A 14905-nucleotide genomic window follows, 5' to 3' on the forward strand; every position below is an offset into this window, starting at 1 on the left:
GGGCCGATACGGTTTCCAAGGGACTTGGACATCTTGCGACCCGGGCTGTCCCTTACAAGACCGTGGATATATACAGTCTTAAACGGAATATCCTTGCCAAATTCCAGACCCATCATTACCATACGGGCAACCCAGAAGAAAATAATATCATAGCCAGTTACCAGGGTAGCAGTAGGATAAAAATGCTTCAGCTCGGCAGTCTCCTCAGGCCAGCCCATGGTCTCAAATGGCCACAAACCGGAGGAGAACCAGGTATCCAGTACATCCTCATCCTGACGTACATTTTTACTGCCGCACTTAGGGCACTGACAAATATCATCACGGGATACGGTGGTCTCTCCGCAGTCGTCGCAATACCATGCAGGAATACGATGACCCCACCACAGCTGACGAGAAATACACCAGTCACGAATATTATCCAGCCACTGGCAATAAATCTTGGTGAAGCGCTCTGGAACGAACTTAATGCGGCCATCCCTAACAGCATCAGCTGCTGGCTTTGCCAGAGTATCCATCTTTACAAACCACTGGGTGGAAATCATTGGCTCAATAGTGGAATGGCAACGGGAGCAATGACCTACTGCGTGTTCATGGTCCTCAACGGAAACCAGGGCGCCAATTTCCTCCAGCTCCTTCACCAGAGCTTTACGGCACTCATAGCGGTCCATGCCCTCATACTTACCGGCACCTTCCAGCATCTTACCAGTGTTTGACAGAACCTTCACCTGCTCCAGATTATGACGAAGGCCCATTTCGTAGTCGTTAGGATCATGGGCAGGGGTAACCTTTACTGCACCAGTACCAAAGGCAGAATCAACGTATTCATCAGCAAAGAGCGGAATTACACGATTAACAACCGGCAAAATTACATTCTTGCCAACTAAGTCCTTGTAACGCTCATCATCAGGATGAACAGCCACACCGGTATCACCAAACATGGTTTCAGGACGGGTAGTTGCAACCTCTACATACTTATCAGGCTCGCCTTCCACCTGATAGCGGATATGCCAAAGATGGCCCTGCTCAGTTTCATGCTCTACCTCAATATCGGAAATAGCGGTATTACAATCAGGACACCAGTTGGTAATGCGGGTACCCTGATAGATAAGACCTTTTTCATAAAGGCTTACGAATACCTCGCGAACAGCCTTGGAACAGCCCTCATCCATGGTAAAACGCTCTCTGTCCCAATCCAGGGAAGAACCAAGGGAACGAAGCTGGCTCATAATACGGCTGCCAAACTTTTCCTTCCACTGCCATACTCTTTCCAAAAATTTCTCACGGCCCAGCTCATAGCGGTTAGTTCCCTCCTCACGAAGAGCCCCCTCTACCTTGGCCTGGGTAGCAATACCCGCATGGTCACAGCCCGGCATCCAAAGAGTATTATAACCCTGCATACGGCGCCAACGAATGAGAATATCCTGGAGAGTATTATCCAAAGCATGACCCATGTGAAGCTGGCCAGTTACATTTGGAGGCGGAATAACGATGCTGTAAGGCTCCTTCTCCTCGTCTACTACTGCATGAAACAGCTTGTTTTCTTCCCAATAACCATACCATTTTTTCTCAAAGGATTTTGGGTCATATACCTTAGGAATGTTATTTTCTTCCATATTCAAGACCTCCTGTAATTCAAATGTAAAATAAAAAGCACTTCCATCCTACAAAGGACGAAAGTGCCTGCTTTCGTGGTACCACCTAAATTCCTTAAAATCGCCAAAGATTTTAAGCTCATTTACATAACGCCGTTTCCGCGTCCCGGCCTACTAAAAATGCGCTTGCACCCTTCAGCCGAAAAACTCCAAAGCTACCTTCTCTGCCGCACACCCGGAAGGCTCTCACCTCTCCCTTCCTCTCTTTGGGGCTGCATAAACAGATACTCCTCTTTATCATCGTCTTTATCTAACTCGTCTTTTTCCCATTATCTTTGTCACGATACTGGCAAAAAAGCCTTCGTTATATGTTATTGTATTTTTGGTGCGGACGAGAGGGGTCGAACCTCCACGCCTTGCGGCACTGGATCCTAAGTCCAGCGCGTCTGCCAGTTCCGCCACGCCCGCAAAAACTTTACTAAGTATATCAATCTTTAGGCTTTTTTGTCAAGACTGACAACTAACACCTAATCTATTTTTATCTTCAGCAGCTGCATGACCTGTTCTACTGTGTCAATCATATTCTGCCTTGCATTTTCCGGCTCCATGGCCTCAGAGAGAGTTACAACTCCACGCAAAATAGGGAAAAATGCATCTATACCGTGCTCGTTGCAAGCCGTGGCCTCCGGGGTTACGCAGCCTGCAAAGGCAATCACCGGCTTTTTGTATTTTTTGGCAATTCGGGCCACGCCCACAGGTGCCTTTCCCATTACAGTCTGCCCGTCAAGACGCCCCTCACCGGTAATGACCAGATCAGCCTTGGATATATGGTCTTCCAGCTTGGTCTCTGCCAAAACAATCTCTATGCCAGATTCCAAGGTGGCATTCGTAAATGTGAGAAACGCAAAGCCCATTCCTCCTGCCGCCCCGGCTCCGGGAGCATTGGCATCAGCATGAGAATATTTTTCCTTGGATATACGGGCATACTCTCCCATCCATTTGTCCATTAAAGCTATATCCTCGGGACTGGCACCCTTCTGTGGGCCATAAATTGCACTGCAGCCCTTCTCACCGCAGAGAGGATTGGTTACATCACAGGCTATGCGGAAGGAACAATCCTTCAACTCTGGTGTCACCCTGCTGTCATCAATACGGCAAAGGACCTTTAATCCCGCCGCCCCAAAAGGAACCGGCTTGCCATCTGCATCCAGCATATCATAGCCAAGGGCTTGAAGCATACCAACTCCACCGTCATTGGTGGCACTGCCCCCAATACCGATTATGAAATGACGGCAGCCCTTGTACATTGCATCCAGCAAAATCTCGCCGACACCATAGGTGGTGGTATAAAGAGGATTTCGCTTATTATCAGGCACCAAAGTAATACCTGCAGCAGCAGCCATTTCTACAATGGCTGTTTTTCCGTCAGATAAAATACCATACTGAGCCCTTATCTTATCTCCCAGAGGACCAGTAACCTCTATGCTCTGCAGCTTTCCCCCCATGCCAAGAGTCAATGCCTCCACTGTGCCCTCACCGCCATCAGCCAGCGGCAAAACTTTTGTTACTGCCTCAGAATACACCTTCTTAATACCGGTCTCAATAGCCTTACCAGCTTCCAGAGAAGTTAGACTTCCCTTTAATGAGTCAATAGCGATAACAATATTCATGGCTCTCTCCTATGCAGCTCTCACTATATCATTTTATGGCAGACAAAATATTTTTGTATTCCTTGGTAAGATAATTCAGAATAATATTCATCATGGCATTGGCCTGATCACCATCCATCTTACCATCAGGATTCATCATGCAGCATGTAAGAATCAGGCTGCCATCAGTATCTACAACATATTTAAACGGCTTCAGCGTAATATTCCAGTTGTTAATCGCCTCATAAACCTTGGCCTTATTTGTGTCATTCACCACACTGCCGGCAATCTGAACCTGCAATACAGAAAACGCACTTTCATCCACCACTATGATAAAGGGAATGTTCTGCCCTTCTACACTGAAGGCAGAGCGAAACACTGATGTCTTCAGCTCATCGTTCATATCCTGGCGGGTGAACATGGTCAGGTTGTGACTGGTCAAATACTCCTGAAAAATTTCCGCTTTTTTGCTCATCTATTATTCCTCCCTGTACATTGCAATTATTCGCTGTAATGTATTTTCATCAAGATCCTTTTCAGAATAGACATTTACTCCATTCTGCTTTAGTAAAGCAGCCGTGACACCTTCCCCATCAATTTTGTTACCACTAAAGCTGCCATCATAAATAACATCCTTGCCACAAGAGGGGCTGTTTGCCTTTAAAATAGCCACCTGTACCCTGTACTTTTTCACAATATCAAGAATATTTTTGGCCCCATGGATAAAATGTGCTGTTACATCTTTCCCATCTTTATTGACCACTTTTGCAGTTCCCTTCAACACCTCACGACCATCACCATTCTGAAGCTCAGCGGGTGGACGTGGTATAGGCAGATTGCCAGCAGATTCGGGACAGATAGCTGTCAAATAGCGGCTGTAACGCATCAGAAGCTCATTGTCGTTGGAGCCCCCGCTATACTTAACTTTATTTCCTAATAGACATGATGAAACTAAAATCATTTTAAAACTTCAAACCTTACACTTACACAGAAGTGGGCTGATGCAATAACAGCACCAACCCACTGGACCTACACACTTACTTTATTTCTTGCTTTTGAGGTACTCATCAATAGCAGCTGCAGCCTTCTTGCCGGCACCCATTGCCAGAATAACAGTTGCTGCACCTGTAACAATATCGCCACCGGCAAATACGCCTTCCTTGGTAGTGGCACCAGTTTCCTCGTCAGCAATAATATTGCCTCGCTTGTTGGTATCCATACCAGGGGTAGTAGATGCCACAATAGGGTTAGGGCCATTACCGATAGCCATGATTACAGTGTCCACATCCAGCTCAAACTCAGAGCCTTCCACAGCTACCGGACGACGACGGCCGGAAGCATCAGGCTCACCCAGCTCCATGCGGATGCACTTCAGTGACTTAACCCAGCCTTTTTCATCACCGATGATTTCCACAGGATTATTGAGGAGCTTAAAGTCAATACCCTCCTCCTTGGCGTGATGAACCTCCTCAGCACGGGCTGGAAGCTCAGCCTCACTGCGGCGGTATACAATATAAACCTTATCAGCTCCCAAACGCAGAGAAGTACGGGCAGCATCCATGGCAACATTACCGCCGCCTACTACAGCCACCTTCTTGCCCATGGCAATTGGGGTTGCATGATTAGGAAAATCGTAAGCCTTCATAAGATTGCAACGGGTAAGGAACTCATTGGAGGAATACACACCGTTGAGGCTTTCACCCGGAATATTCATAAAATGAGGAAGGCCAGCACCAGTACCAACAAAGACAGCGTCAAAGCCCATCTCATCCATCAGCTCATCTACAGTAAACAGACGGCCGGCAATAGAGTTAACCTCAATGGTAACACCCATCTTCTGGAGATTTTCAATCTCCCGCTTAACAATCTTATCCTTAGGAAGACGGAACTCCGGAATACCATAGGACAGAACACCGCCTGCCACATGAAGTGCCTCAAAAATAGTAACCTTGTAGCCCTTGCGAGCCAAATCGCCGGCACATGTCAGGCCAGAAGGTCCAGCACCAATGATAGCCACCTTCTGGGCATCAGGAGCAAACTCAATAGGCTTAACCTCTTCGTTCTTGTCCAGCTGATAATCAGCTACAAAACGCTCCAGACGGCCGATAGCCACGGATTCCCCCTTATGAGTAAGGACACAGTTCTTCTCGCACTGATTTTCCTGTGGGCATACACGTCCACAAACTGCTGGCAGAGAACTGGATTCCTTGATAATGCTGATAGCACTGTCAAAATCTCTTTCCTTGATTTTGCCGATAAAGGCAGGAATATCAATACCTACAGGGCAGCCGGGACGACACTGGGGATTCTTGCACCCGAGGCAACGGTTGGCCTCAGCCACAGCAGTTTCCTCATCATATCCCAAAGCTACCTCCTGAAAATTATGAGCGCGAACCTGTGGGTCCTGCTCCGGCATTTTATGCTTTTCCAATACAAGAGCCATTACCAATTACCTCCCAAGACCGATATTGCATACATGATCCTTGGCCTTTGCTTCCTGTTCACGGAACATGCGGCCACGGGACATGAGATTATTGAAATCCACGAGATGACCATCAAACTCAGGGCCATCAACACAAGCGAACTTCATCTCGTCACCCACCTGCACGCGACAGCCACCGCACATGCCGGTACCATCAACCATTACAGGGTTCAAGGAAACGATAGTCTTAATTCCCAGCGGACGGGTAGCATCGCAGACGCTCTTCATCATAATGCCAGGGCCAATGGCAGTAACCTGGTTAATCTTCTCCCCACGGTCCACCAGCTGCTGAAGTGCAGTAGTAACAAACCCTTTCACACCATAAGAGCCATCATCAGTAGCAATAATAACCTCATCGGAAATAGCTCTCATCTTGTCCTCAAAAATCAGAATATCCTTGGTCTTGGCACCCATAATGGAAATAACCTTGTTGCCAGCCTTATGCATAGCACGGGCAATAGGATAAACAGGTGCAACACCAATACCGCCACCAATGCACACAACGGTTCCCATATTACCATCAATTTCAGAAGGCTGTCCCAAAGGACCAGCAAAATCCACAATGGAGTCCCCTTCATTGAGGGAGCTGAGCTGCATGGTGGAAGCACCAAGAACCTGGAAAATCAGGGTAATAGTCCCCTTTTCCGCATCAAAGTCAGCAATGGTAAGAGGAATACGCTCCCCCTTCTCATCTACACGCAATACGATAAACTGGCCGGCTTTTGCCTTTTTAGCCACTCTTGGAGCCTCAATATCCATGTGGAAAATGCCAGGGGAAAGCTCCTTTTTGTACATAATCTTAAACATTGTCTACTCTCCTTAATACACTTAACCTAAAACACCCTGGAGATAAGCTTCCAGATTACTCTTAATAGGCATGAGATAAAGATTTGCATCCTGCTCCTCAGCAAACTTCAATGCTTTTTTGGAAAACTCGATGCTCCATTCCAAAGTAGGCTGGAATTCTTTAGGGAAAATTACATTATTTTTAAGCTCCCAATAACTCTGGGAACGCTCGGACATAACTGGGGATACGCCCCAATACACATTCTGTCCCTCCAGCATATCCGCATACATTTCCATAAAACGGATATCAAAGAAGGGCTGGGTAAAGAAGCCCACAGCTCCCGCCTGCACCTTGCGCTGAATGCGATAAAGCTCCTGGCGCATGCTTCCACGGTACTGGTCAATACCAGCATAAACCTTCACCTCTGGCATCTCCTGGTGGAACTTGGAAATAACATCAGTGGTAACAGTAGGATAAAATTTATGGCTCATATCCTGAGGCGGATCACCTTCAATAACCAACACCTCAGTAATACCACTCTGACGAAGCTCAGGCCGCATGGAAAGTGGCTGTGATAAATCCACGTCAATAGCTCTGATGTGTGGCATTACCGCAGGAAAATACTCCTGGGCAATGGCCGCCCCCTGCCAGCTTCTCATATCAAATCTCAGCAGGTCAGGAATATTGATCAGCTCCACTCCTGGAGCACTCTTCTTAACTATCTGCAAATCATCCCGCAGGCCTTCTTCGCTGCGGGGAATAAGTTCAACGGATATTCTCCCCATTTCTTTCACTTCTTTTCGATTAAAACTTTAGAACAAACCAGTAATTTTACCATTTACATCTATGTCCATATTCTCTGCCGCCGGCTTTTTAGGAAGTCCTGGCATAGTGAGAATATCTCCTGTAAGTGCCACGATAAAGCCTGCTCCCGCAGAAATACGAAGCTCCTTGACGGTAATCTTAAAATTCTTAGGACGGCCCAGCTTGGTTGGGTCATCAGACAGAGAATACTGTGTCTTGGCCATGCATACAGGCATCTTATCCAGCCCAAGCTCTTCAATTTCCTTCAGCTGCTTCATGGCAGGGCCAGTGAACACTACACCATCGCCGCCATAAACACGCTTAACGATGGCCTCAATTTTCTCTGGAATGGACTGCTCCACCTCATAGGTGAAGTTGAAATTATTAGGCTTTTCAGTAGCTGCCAGCACCTTTTCAGCGAGGGCAATACCGCCTTCGCCACCCTTGGCCCAAACCTCGGAAAGGGCTACCTCAGCACCAAGCTCGTTGCATTTCTTCTCAACGAAGTCCAGCTCCTCCCTGGTATCCGTAGGGAAAGCATTAATAGCCACCACAGCAGGAAGGCCAAAAGCCTTAACGGTTTCAATATGCTTAATAAGATTTTCAAGGCCCTTTTCCAAAGCGGACATATCAACCTTGCCCAGCTCTGTCTTAGGCAGACCGCCATGCATCTTCAAAGCACGGACAGTAGCCACAATAACCACTGCTGAAGGCTTCAGACCAGCAAAGCGGCATTTTATATCAAGGAATTTCTCAGCACCGAGGTCAGCGCCAAAGCCTGCCTCAGTTACCACTATATCTGCAAATTTAAGCGCGAATTTAGTTGCCATGACGGAATTACAGCCATGGGCAATATTGGCGAAAGGACCACCATGAATAAGGGCAGGAGTTCCCTCCAGAGTCTGTACCAGATTAGGCTTAATGGCATCCTTAAAGAGAAGTGTCAATGCACCGGTTACATTCAGCTCATCAGCCCGAACGGCACGGCCATCACGGGTATATGCCACCACAATCTGACCAAGGCGCTTCTTCATGTCCTCCAAATCGGTAGCCAAGCACAAAATAGCCATCATTTCAGAGGCTACAGTAATATCAAAGCCAGTCTCACGAGGAACCCCATGAGCCTTGCCACCCATGCCTATTACCACATGACGGAGAGCGCGGTCATTAAGGTCCAGCACCCGCTTCCAGGCAACACGGCGAACATCGATATCCAGGGCATTACCCTGCTGGATATGGTTGTCAATAACTGCCGCCAGCAAATTGTGGGCAGTAGTAATAGCGTGGAAATCGCCGGTGAAATGAAGGTTAATATCCTCCATTGGAACCACCTGGGCATAGCCACCGCCTGCAGCGCCACCCTTTAAGCCAAAGCATGGACCAAGGGAAGGCTCACGAAGGGCAACGGCAATGTTCTTCCCCATCTTATGGAAGGCATCTGCCAAACCAACACTGGTGGTAGTCTTTCCTTCTCCAGCAGGAGTAGGATTAATTGCGGTAACCAAAATCAGCTTGCCATCCTCATTTGCCTTTACCTTATTCCAGGCATCCAGAGAAATCTTAGCCTTGTACTTGCCATACATCTCCAAATCATCTTCCGCAATGTTCAGGGACTTGGCCACCTGGGCTATAGGCTGCATCTTAGCTTCCTGGGCAATCTCAACATCAGTTTTCATTTAGCATCCTCCTAAAATCCAATCCAATTATCGCTCATATTAATTTCGTGTAAAAAGTACACTAGAACATTATACTATAAATAAAACACCCTGCCAACAAAGAGAGTTAAGCCATTGTTATACCTGTGATATCAACGCTTTACGGACTCACAGTCCCCCATTATGCAGTTGACATATAACCACTATAAGTGATATCATCAAAACAATATTCACATATATTAAAAATTAGCTTTTTATATGCACACAAAAAATGGTATAATTTACAAAAGATATCTTACGGAAAGCGTGATGTATATGAGTCTTGAACTTAAACTTATGGAATCTTATAATGACGGCCTGTCCAAGGGCATTATCAAGGGCGAGAATGCCGCAAATCGTCGTACTGCCATGCGTATGCTGAGGGCTGAGGAGCCTATTGAAAAAATCATCAAGTACACCAGCCTTACTGAAGAAGAAATTCAGGTGTTGGTTGGTCAGGTTCGTTAATCTGACAACTGTTCATAATGTAAACCTAAAATGCCAGGAAGTAAGCTACTGCTATACTCCCTGGCATTTTTGTATTTGTAAATCGATATTACTTATTCAATCATAATTTTTGAAGGCAATGGCACAATAGCAAGGGTCTTTCCCATAGCCGCAAGCACCTTAAGCATCGTATCTAATTGCGGATTCGTATCCCCACGCTCAATGCGTGCTATCTGTGGTTGCTTGACCCCGCTTATAGCTTCCAAATCTCTTTGACTAAGTCCTTTTTCTTTCCTGGCTTTAATCATGGCTGTGATGAGTTCAGCTCTTAAGTCACTCTCTGCTATCTCCTCCGGAGTAAAATGCTCCTTATCAAATTCTTCATCCCATATAGGGAAACCACCCTTTGTATAATTCATGCATTTCCCTCCCGTTCCTTGAAGTCCAATAGTTCCCTTTTAGCCTGCTCTATTTCTTGCTTTGGTGTTTTCTTGGTTTTCTTTATGAAACTATGCAGTAACACAAAAGCACCATCTACCCAACCAGCAAATAATATACGATTGTCCAGAGGCCTAAGCTCCCATATCTCCCCATCAAGATGTTTTACATATTTTTCTGGAAGAAATGTACCATTCAAAGCCAACGCTTTAACATATTCACGAATTTTAGTAAGTTTAATCCGACTGTCCTTACTATTGATTTGTTCCAACTCATTCAAGTAATCTAATAATTGAGATTTTCCTTTTTTATCTACATAAAAAACTATCTTATGCATTTAATTGGCCTTTCATAGTTATGATAACATATTAGTTATCATAATACAACAATATATCTATCAAGTATCAAATTATTATCTTTTCTTTACATTATCATATTTATTGTATTTTTTCTATTATTTTTAGATTTTCTCTAAATTTTTAAATATTTTTTATGTTTTACCTCATAATACTATAGTTTTCTCCAATATATTTACTTAATATAACTATTAATTGATTGTTAATCACAGATACATTACAATTTAAATGCACATATTATTACTGTGAGGTGCTTCAAATGAACAGATCAGAAATTGCTCTGCTTAAAGGCCCCAACTCCGTAAATACCGATCTTATGTCTTCAGAAGAACTCAGATCATTTCTCCAAAAGGGGTTGTATGATATCAATAATAGCAAGACCATACCCGCCAAAGGATTTTTCGCACTTTTTCGGAAAACTCATGAAAATGATTGAGTATACACCGGCCTCCCCATAGAACAGATTCAGGAGCTGGCCAAAACAATTTAATACTTTACTACGAAAAAGACCAATCCCGCCTGACAGGTGGCAAAAGCCATCATCAGACGGGATTTTTTATTGATAATAACTAACCTTCCATTATCACCATCACCTTTTCACTGTTATAATATGATTATTTTAATTATTTTATATTTTTCTCTTTGATTAATTATTGTTTATGTTTTATAATATTAATATATTTTATGTAAATACCTTAATATTTATCAGTACAACTATTCTACCCTAATAAACTTTTTCATGTTATAATTTATTTGACTCAAAGGAGATTCACCATGAAAGACCAGCGTTCTGTTGCACAGCAACAAGTTGAAAACGACATCGCCAACAAGATATACAATCCCATGAATGATGTCCTTTTCAAGTTCATCTTCGGCAAAGATGAGAGGAAGAATATCACCATTGATTTACTGAACGCCATACTAAACCGCACTGGCAAACAGGCTATCAAGGATATTCAGTTCAAAAATAGTGAAATTGTTCCGTACTATGAAGATGACAAGCTTACTCGTCTCGATATTTTCTGTATTACAGAAGACGAAACCAAGATTGACGTAGAAGTTCAGCTGATCAATAAAAAGGACATGGAGCGACGTAGTCTGTTTTACTGGTCACAGATGTATCTGATGGGGTTAAACAAGGGAGATGACTATATCACTCTCAATCCAGCCATAACCATAAACATCCTGGGACATAAAATCTTCCCTAATGAGCCACTTCATTCAATGTATAGTATTTATAACATTGAAACTGGTCGCCGGCTAAATGAGGATTTGGAACTGCATTTTCTTGAAATACCAAAATTCCAGAAAAAGCCTATTGGTGAAATGACCCGTATGGAACGGTGGCTGGCATACTTCTCAAACAAGCTAGATACTGAGGAAATGGAGGAACTTGTTATGAGTGACGCTACTATAAAAAAGGCCGTCAATGACACTGACATCTTCATGATGGATTTTGAAGAACGGCTCAAATACATAAATCGTCAAATGGCCATTATGGACTACAATACTGACATGCGTGTATCCCGTGAAGAAGGCCGAACCGCTGGCCGTGAGGAAATGGCCAATAATATAGCCCTTGCCATGCTCCATGACGATAAACCAATAGAAGAAATCATAAAATACACTGGACTTACTAAAGAACACATTCAAGAATTGGCCAAGGAAATTTAGTTCTTTACACCAAAAACTTATCCCGCCTGACAGGTGGCTCAAAGCCACCAGCAGACGGGATTTCTCATAGGGTTCTATTACGTTGTATCAATATACTTTCAAAATTTTCCATACATGCCGCTCACTAAACTTTCCACCGCATCCCAGTGAACTTGGTCCCCCGTTGGCAGTTGTGGTAACCTGCATACCGCATTTGTCGCATTGATAAAGAGTAGGTCTGGCAGCGTAAGCCACTGCAACAATACTAAGAATTGAAATGATCGTTATCAACGCAATTACTTTCTTCTTCATGTTTGTCACACTCCCTCTTTAAACGTCTGTATGAAATGATACTAAAGCATACCTCCAAGTTAGCAGATAATACTGCTAGCTCTTTTTGATTAGTTTCATTTTAACATCAAGGGAATGTGCTTTTGTTTACCCAATGGGTAAATAGGTACATTGGTTGCCACAATCATACCTTTTTTTGCCATATTTGAAGGCCAAATTATTCTCCGGTATTAGCAAAACCTCTAGGCACTTACATAGTTACGATATTAGCCATCATATCTAAAACTAGTTCGCCACTTATACCTCCATCAGAATACTGAAGCATTACTTTTTGGCAGCAACACTACTACACTGACAATATCTGTCAAGTTGCTTTCTGCATTTTCTTTGTCAAAAAATATAATTTCTTACTCATCCAAAACACAATCCTTTGTAATATAAGATTTGCAAGCATCTTCAAGTTCCTCTAATCTATCAAATGCATGTGCTGACTCTATCTCAAAACTCATTTTTCCAAATTCTTTGTGAATATATATAACTTCAAGTTTTTGAAAAGGTTCATGTTCAATTATAGTAACTTTTTTTATACCATCAATTTCAATTAAAGATTTCTCTAAAATTTTAAGTTCTTCTTCAGTAAATGCATTTCTCATAAAGAATCCCTCCAACATTACCATTTGTTAAATAATTAAATACTACTCCTTGTAGTATTATGAATTTTTATTTTTTCCATGATATAACCAGAATATAAGAAGGCAAAACAATAGAAATATTACACTAACTACTAAGTCGCGCCACATTTATCTAGTTCTTCCAATGGCGTTTAGAAGAATAATTATAACTAGTATCGCACCTCCAATAGGTGGAGCAATAAACATCAACGCCACTCCCAATAACACAAATATAATAACTTTATTCCCACTAATTATCTGTCCTGTAAGAACTACAATTGCAACAACGCCCAATACTGCTAGAGCTAAACCTCCCGACATACATATCCCACCTTTACTTATAAGCTATTCAAATCATGTGGAAAACATCTAATACTCACCTCTTTTTTCAGTTTCACTTATAAATTTCTTAATATTTTTTCACCAAACAACTCCACCATTCTAGCTCGAGCCTTTGCTTTTACCTCATCATCAATATACATTTGAGCCATAGTAATAGAAAACGCGATTCCAGAAGCGTCGTCTCCATAGCCAACAATAGGAGAAAAATCTGGTATCAAATCGAAAGGTAAGATTAAATAACCTAAAGCAGCATATATACCACCTTTAACTTTCATAGGACATGCTGGATTTTCCGTAGCATAGTACAACTGAAGGGCATTATATATTAATTTTCCACCAATTGATTGCACATTTTTAGTAATCTTATTCCACAATCCATCCTCCGAATATTCATTGGTATATTTATCCATTGTAATATCATTTACTTTATCACTCATAATGTAACTCCTCCTTTTTTATTTAATATCTACAAATAATACCTTGCGCAAAACTCATTGAGAGCATCAAATGTTTTGTTACGAAAATCAACTCTCCCATAAGATGCGTGCTGAACTGAAATTTTTCCTGTATTTTATTTAACAATTCATCCTCTTCATCAGCTAAATTATTATCTATATACAGAAGTGTAATAATTTCAATTGTTATTTTTTTCAACGTTGCATCGTCAGAAATCGCCCTCAATCTTTCTAAAATTTTATCACAATCGTTGTTTTGAACCTTATCTCTGTACTTTATTGCCATTTCACGACAATACTTCTCCAGCAAGGCCGTTTCACTATCATCCACAGAGCCATTTGCTTCCATCGCTATTACCGCAAGATCTATAAACAAATTCTTCTGTTCTTCTGAAAGATTATCCAAAAACATTTTATTTCACTCCTTCGTTATAAATATAAAAAAACTTCAAACCAGCCGTTATTACCAATGTTTTTTCATTTCCTCGTTATATTACACCACCCTACATACATTCTTTTAGCTGCTACCCATGCATTAGATTTAGTCACCCCATTTTATATCACCCTTCATACCCCTCTGGGTATTCCACAAATAAACCAAAACGTCTTGGTCCGATAGGTCGACCCATTATGAACTGGCGAATTTCCTGTGAATATCTCTGCAAGTTCAACAGCTTCTCCCTTTCCTTAGCTGACACGTTGTTATCATAATCCAAAGCATCCACCTGGGCATCCAGTACTTCTATATATTTATGCAATTTTTCCATCAAAAAGTACTTATCATCAAGAGTAGTAACATCTTCTGCTTCCACCCGAATCAGATCCAAATCTTTCTGCTTAACTTTGGTAATTGCCATACGATGTGTACCTCCACAAAAATTAAAATTTCCTATTTACCGTCCATACATGAGGTTTTCCGTTTTTACGTTTTGGGCACCTTCCTGGCTGTGGTTTACCGCGCACCGCTGGCATTACTTTCTTAGCGCCACAATGCGAACACATATATTCAATGAATGGATTAGCCATAATCGTTCCTCCTATACCTTGCACTCATACTTCGGGCAACTGCCCCCAGCGGGCTGTTTTGTTCCAAAATTTTTACAGACATTCCATACCTTGTCATCAAACTCCCAAAATCCGCCCACAATATTCTTTGGGGCTATGGTACTGTTTGCCGGATCATACCAATATTTGCAAAATGCACAACACCTAGAATGGGTCTTTACATTAAAGGTTTTCATCAT

Annotated in this window: 20 protein-coding genes, 1 tRNA gene and 1 other annotated feature; of the genes, 3 read left to right on the plus strand and 18 right to left on the minus strand. The window is 42.8% G+C overall.

The features are described from left to right. The 9 genes from ACKI5G_RS06170 to ACKI5G_RS06210 form a co-directional block, all read right to left on the minus strand. A partial coding sequence (locus tag ACKI5G_RS06170; RefSeq protein ID WP_407398634.1) for a valine--tRNA ligase occupies positions 1-1613 on the minus strand: 1613 nt, incomplete at its 3' end. Between the two features lie 50 nt (positions 1614-1663). Further along, positions 1664-1902 (minus strand) — a binding site (T-box leader). A 73-nt stretch (positions 1903-1975) separates the two neighbouring features. Next, a tRNA-Leu gene (locus ACKI5G_RS06175) sits at positions 1976-2060 on the minus strand. Positions 2061-2119: 59 nt separating this feature from the next. Further along, on the minus strand, positions 2120-3262 hold the full coding sequence (locus ACKI5G_RS06180; protein WP_407398636.1) for a glycerate kinase: 1143 nt from the start codon (positions 3260-3262) through the stop codon (positions 2120-2122). A 28-nt stretch (positions 3263-3290) separates the two neighbouring features. Then, positions 3291-3716 (minus strand): hypothetical protein, encoded by a 426-nt coding sequence (locus ACKI5G_RS06185; protein ID WP_407398638.1) that lies wholly within the window; start codon positions 3714-3716, stop codon positions 3291-3293. Between the two features lie 3 nt (positions 3717-3719). Further along, positions 3720-4202 (minus strand): DUF523 domain-containing protein, encoded by a 483-nt coding sequence (locus tag ACKI5G_RS06190; RefSeq protein WP_407398640.1) that lies wholly within the window; start codon positions 4200-4202, stop codon positions 3720-3722. Positions 4203-4283: 81 nt separating this feature from the next. Then, positions 4284-5684 (minus strand): NADPH-dependent glutamate synthase, encoded by a 1401-nt coding sequence (gene gltA / locus ACKI5G_RS06195; RefSeq protein WP_407398642.1) that lies wholly within the window; start codon positions 5682-5684, stop codon positions 4284-4286. 6 nt (positions 5685-5690) lie between these two features. Next, a complete protein-coding gene (locus tag ACKI5G_RS06200) occupies positions 5691-6530 on the minus strand; it encodes a sulfide/dihydroorotate dehydrogenase-like FAD/NAD-binding protein (protein WP_407398644.1) in 840 nt (279 codons plus the stop codon). A gap of 21 nt (positions 6531-6551) precedes the next feature. Then, positions 6552-7295, minus strand: coding sequence for a methylenetetrahydrofolate reductase (locus tag ACKI5G_RS06205; protein ID WP_407398646.1), 744 nt, complete (start codon positions 7293-7295; stop codon positions 6552-6554). A gap of 27 nt (positions 7296-7322) precedes the next feature. Beyond that, the gene (locus ACKI5G_RS06210; RefSeq protein WP_407398648.1) at positions 7323-8990 is read right to left on the minus strand and encodes a formate--tetrahydrofolate ligase; all 1668 of its coding nucleotides are present in this window, start codon (positions 8988-8990) and stop codon (positions 7323-7325) included. A gap of 294 nt (positions 8991-9284) precedes the next feature. On the opposite strand from ACKI5G_RS06210, the gene ACKI5G_RS06215 reads away from it, so the two are divergent. Continuing rightward, entirely contained in the window at positions 9285-9476 is a 192-nt protein-coding gene (locus ACKI5G_RS06215; RefSeq protein ID WP_407398650.1) for a hypothetical protein, read from the plus strand. Between the two features lie 92 nt (positions 9477-9568). Here the strand turns inward: ACKI5G_RS06215 and ACKI5G_RS06220 are convergent, their stop codons facing one another. Continuing rightward, on the minus strand, positions 9569-9874 hold the full coding sequence (locus ACKI5G_RS06220) for a helix-turn-helix domain-containing protein (RefSeq protein WP_407398652.1): 306 nt from the start codon (positions 9872-9874) through the stop codon (positions 9569-9571). Then, positions 9871-10230, minus strand: coding sequence for a type II toxin-antitoxin system RelE/ParE family toxin (locus ACKI5G_RS06225; protein ID WP_303725282.1), 360 nt, complete (start codon positions 10228-10230; stop codon positions 9871-9873). Before ACKI5G_RS06225 ends, ACKI5G_RS06220 begins: the two co-directional genes overlap by 4 nt. Before the next feature lie 278 nt (positions 10231-10508). Here ACKI5G_RS06225 and ACKI5G_RS06230 point away from each other — a divergent pair, with 278 nt between their 5' ends. After that, on the plus strand, positions 10509-10685 hold the full coding sequence (locus ACKI5G_RS06230) for a hypothetical protein (protein ID WP_407398654.1): 177 nt from the start codon (positions 10509-10511) through the stop codon (positions 10683-10685). A gap of 338 nt (positions 10686-11023) precedes the next feature. Next, a complete protein-coding gene (locus tag ACKI5G_RS06235; RefSeq protein WP_407398656.1) occupies positions 11024-11923 on the plus strand; it encodes an Rpn family recombination-promoting nuclease/putative transposase in 900 nt (299 codons plus the stop codon). An 87-nt stretch (positions 11924-12010) separates the two neighbouring features. Here ACKI5G_RS06235 and ACKI5G_RS06240 read toward each other — a convergent pair whose 3' ends face one another. The 7 genes from ACKI5G_RS06240 to ACKI5G_RS06270 all read right to left on the minus strand — a co-directional run bounded on the left by ACKI5G_RS06240 (position 12011) and on the right by ACKI5G_RS06270 (position 14905). Then, positions 12011-12214 (minus strand): hypothetical protein, encoded by a 204-nt coding sequence (locus ACKI5G_RS06240; RefSeq protein ID WP_407398658.1) that lies wholly within the window; start codon positions 12212-12214, stop codon positions 12011-12013. 386 nt (positions 12215-12600) lie between these two features. Then, positions 12601-12846: a hypothetical protein gene (locus ACKI5G_RS06245; protein WP_407398660.1), complete on the minus strand. Its 246-nt coding sequence runs from the start codon at positions 12844-12846 to the stop codon at positions 12601-12603. Positions 12847-12993: 147 nt separating this feature from the next. After that, complete coding sequence (locus ACKI5G_RS06250) at positions 12994-13185, minus strand: hypothetical protein (protein ID WP_407398662.1); 192 nt, start codon at positions 13183-13185, stop codon at positions 12994-12996. Between the two features lie 77 nt (positions 13186-13262). Further along, the gene (locus tag ACKI5G_RS06255; RefSeq protein ID WP_407398664.1) at positions 13263-13643 is read right to left on the minus strand and encodes a YkvA family protein; all 381 of its coding nucleotides are present in this window, start codon (positions 13641-13643) and stop codon (positions 13263-13265) included. A 22-nt stretch (positions 13644-13665) separates the two neighbouring features. Then, complete coding sequence (locus ACKI5G_RS06260; protein ID WP_407398666.1) at positions 13666-14073, minus strand: hypothetical protein; 408 nt, start codon at positions 14071-14073, stop codon at positions 13666-13668. 148 nt (positions 14074-14221) lie between these two features. Then, positions 14222-14518, minus strand: a complete 297-nt coding sequence (locus tag ACKI5G_RS06265) for a hypothetical protein (RefSeq protein ID WP_407398668.1) — start codon at positions 14516-14518, stop codon at positions 14222-14224. Between the two features lie 180 nt (positions 14519-14698). After that, the gene (locus ACKI5G_RS06270) at positions 14699-14905 is read right to left on the minus strand and encodes a hypothetical protein (protein ID WP_407398670.1); all 207 of its coding nucleotides are present in this window, start codon (positions 14903-14905) and stop codon (positions 14699-14701) included.

The sequence above is a fragment of the Anaerovibrio sp. genome (assembly GCF_045637405.1).
In the GTDB taxonomy this organism is placed as follows: domain Bacteria; phylum Bacillota; class Negativicutes; order Selenomonadales; family Selenomonadaceae; genus Anaerovibrio.

What these genes read in the sequence shown, in the direction of transcription:
- ACKI5G_RS06180 (WP_407398636.1), bottom strand. Translation starts at nt 3,262, where the DNA reads ATGAATATTGTTATCGCTATTGACTCATTAAAGGGAAGTCTAACTTCT.
- ACKI5G_RS06185 (WP_407398638.1), bottom strand. Translation starts at nt 3,716, where the DNA reads ATGAGCAAAAAAGCGGAAATTTTTCAGGAGTATTTGACCAGTCACAAC.
- ACKI5G_RS06190 (WP_407398640.1), bottom strand. Translation starts at nt 4,202, where the DNA reads ATGATTTTAGTTTCATCATGTCTATTAGGAAATAAAGTTAAGTATAGC.
- gltA (WP_407398642.1), bottom strand. Translation starts at nt 5,684, where the DNA reads ATGGCTCTTGTATTGGAAAAGCATAAAATGCCGGAGCAGGACCCACAG.
- ACKI5G_RS06200 (WP_407398644.1), bottom strand. Translation starts at nt 6,530, where the DNA reads ATGTTTAAGATTATGTACAAAAAGGAGCTTTCCCCTGGCATTTTCCAC.
- ACKI5G_RS06205 (WP_407398646.1), bottom strand. Translation starts at nt 7,295, where the DNA reads ATGGGGAGAATATCCGTTGAACTTATTCCCCGCAGCGAAGAAGGCCTG.
- ACKI5G_RS06210 (WP_407398648.1), bottom strand. Translation starts at nt 8,990, where the DNA reads ATGAAAACTGATGTTGAGATTGCCCAGGAAGCTAAGATGCAGCCTATA.
- ACKI5G_RS06215 (WP_407398650.1), top strand. Translation starts at nt 9,285, where the DNA reads ATGAGTCTTGAACTTAAACTTATGGAATCTTATAATGACGGCCTGTCC.
- ACKI5G_RS06220 (WP_407398652.1), bottom strand. Translation starts at nt 9,874, where the DNA reads ATGAATTATACAAAGGGTGGTTTCCCTATATGGGATGAAGAATTTGAT.
- ACKI5G_RS06225 (WP_303725282.1), bottom strand. Translation starts at nt 10,230, where the DNA reads ATGCATAAGATAGTTTTTTATGTAGATAAAAAAGGAAAATCTCAATTA.
- ACKI5G_RS06230 (WP_407398654.1), top strand. Translation starts at nt 10,509, where the DNA reads ATGAACAGATCAGAAATTGCTCTGCTTAAAGGCCCCAACTCCGTAAAT.
- ACKI5G_RS06235 (WP_407398656.1), top strand. Translation starts at nt 11,024, where the DNA reads ATGAAAGACCAGCGTTCTGTTGCACAGCAACAAGTTGAAAACGACATC.
- ACKI5G_RS06240 (WP_407398658.1), bottom strand. Translation starts at nt 12,214, where the DNA reads ATGAAGAAGAAAGTAATTGCGTTGATAACGATCATTTCAATTCTTAGT.
- ACKI5G_RS06245 (WP_407398660.1), bottom strand. Translation starts at nt 12,846, where the DNA reads ATGAGAAATGCATTTACTGAAGAAGAACTTAAAATTTTAGAGAAATCT.
- ACKI5G_RS06250 (WP_407398662.1), bottom strand. Translation starts at nt 13,185, where the DNA reads ATGTCGGGAGGTTTAGCTCTAGCAGTATTGGGCGTTGTTGCAATTGTA.
- ACKI5G_RS06255 (WP_407398664.1), bottom strand. Translation starts at nt 13,643, where the DNA reads ATGAGTGATAAAGTAAATGATATTACAATGGATAAATATACCAATGAA.
- ACKI5G_RS06260 (WP_407398666.1), bottom strand. Translation starts at nt 14,073, where the DNA reads ATGTTTTTGGATAATCTTTCAGAAGAACAGAAGAATTTGTTTATAGAT.
- ACKI5G_RS06265 (WP_407398668.1), bottom strand. Translation starts at nt 14,518, where the DNA reads ATGGCAATTACCAAAGTTAAGCAGAAAGATTTGGATCTGATTCGGGTG.
- ACKI5G_RS06270 (WP_407398670.1), bottom strand. Translation starts at nt 14,905, where the DNA reads ATGATGAAAACCTTTAATGTAAAGACCCATTCTAGGTGTTGTGCATTT.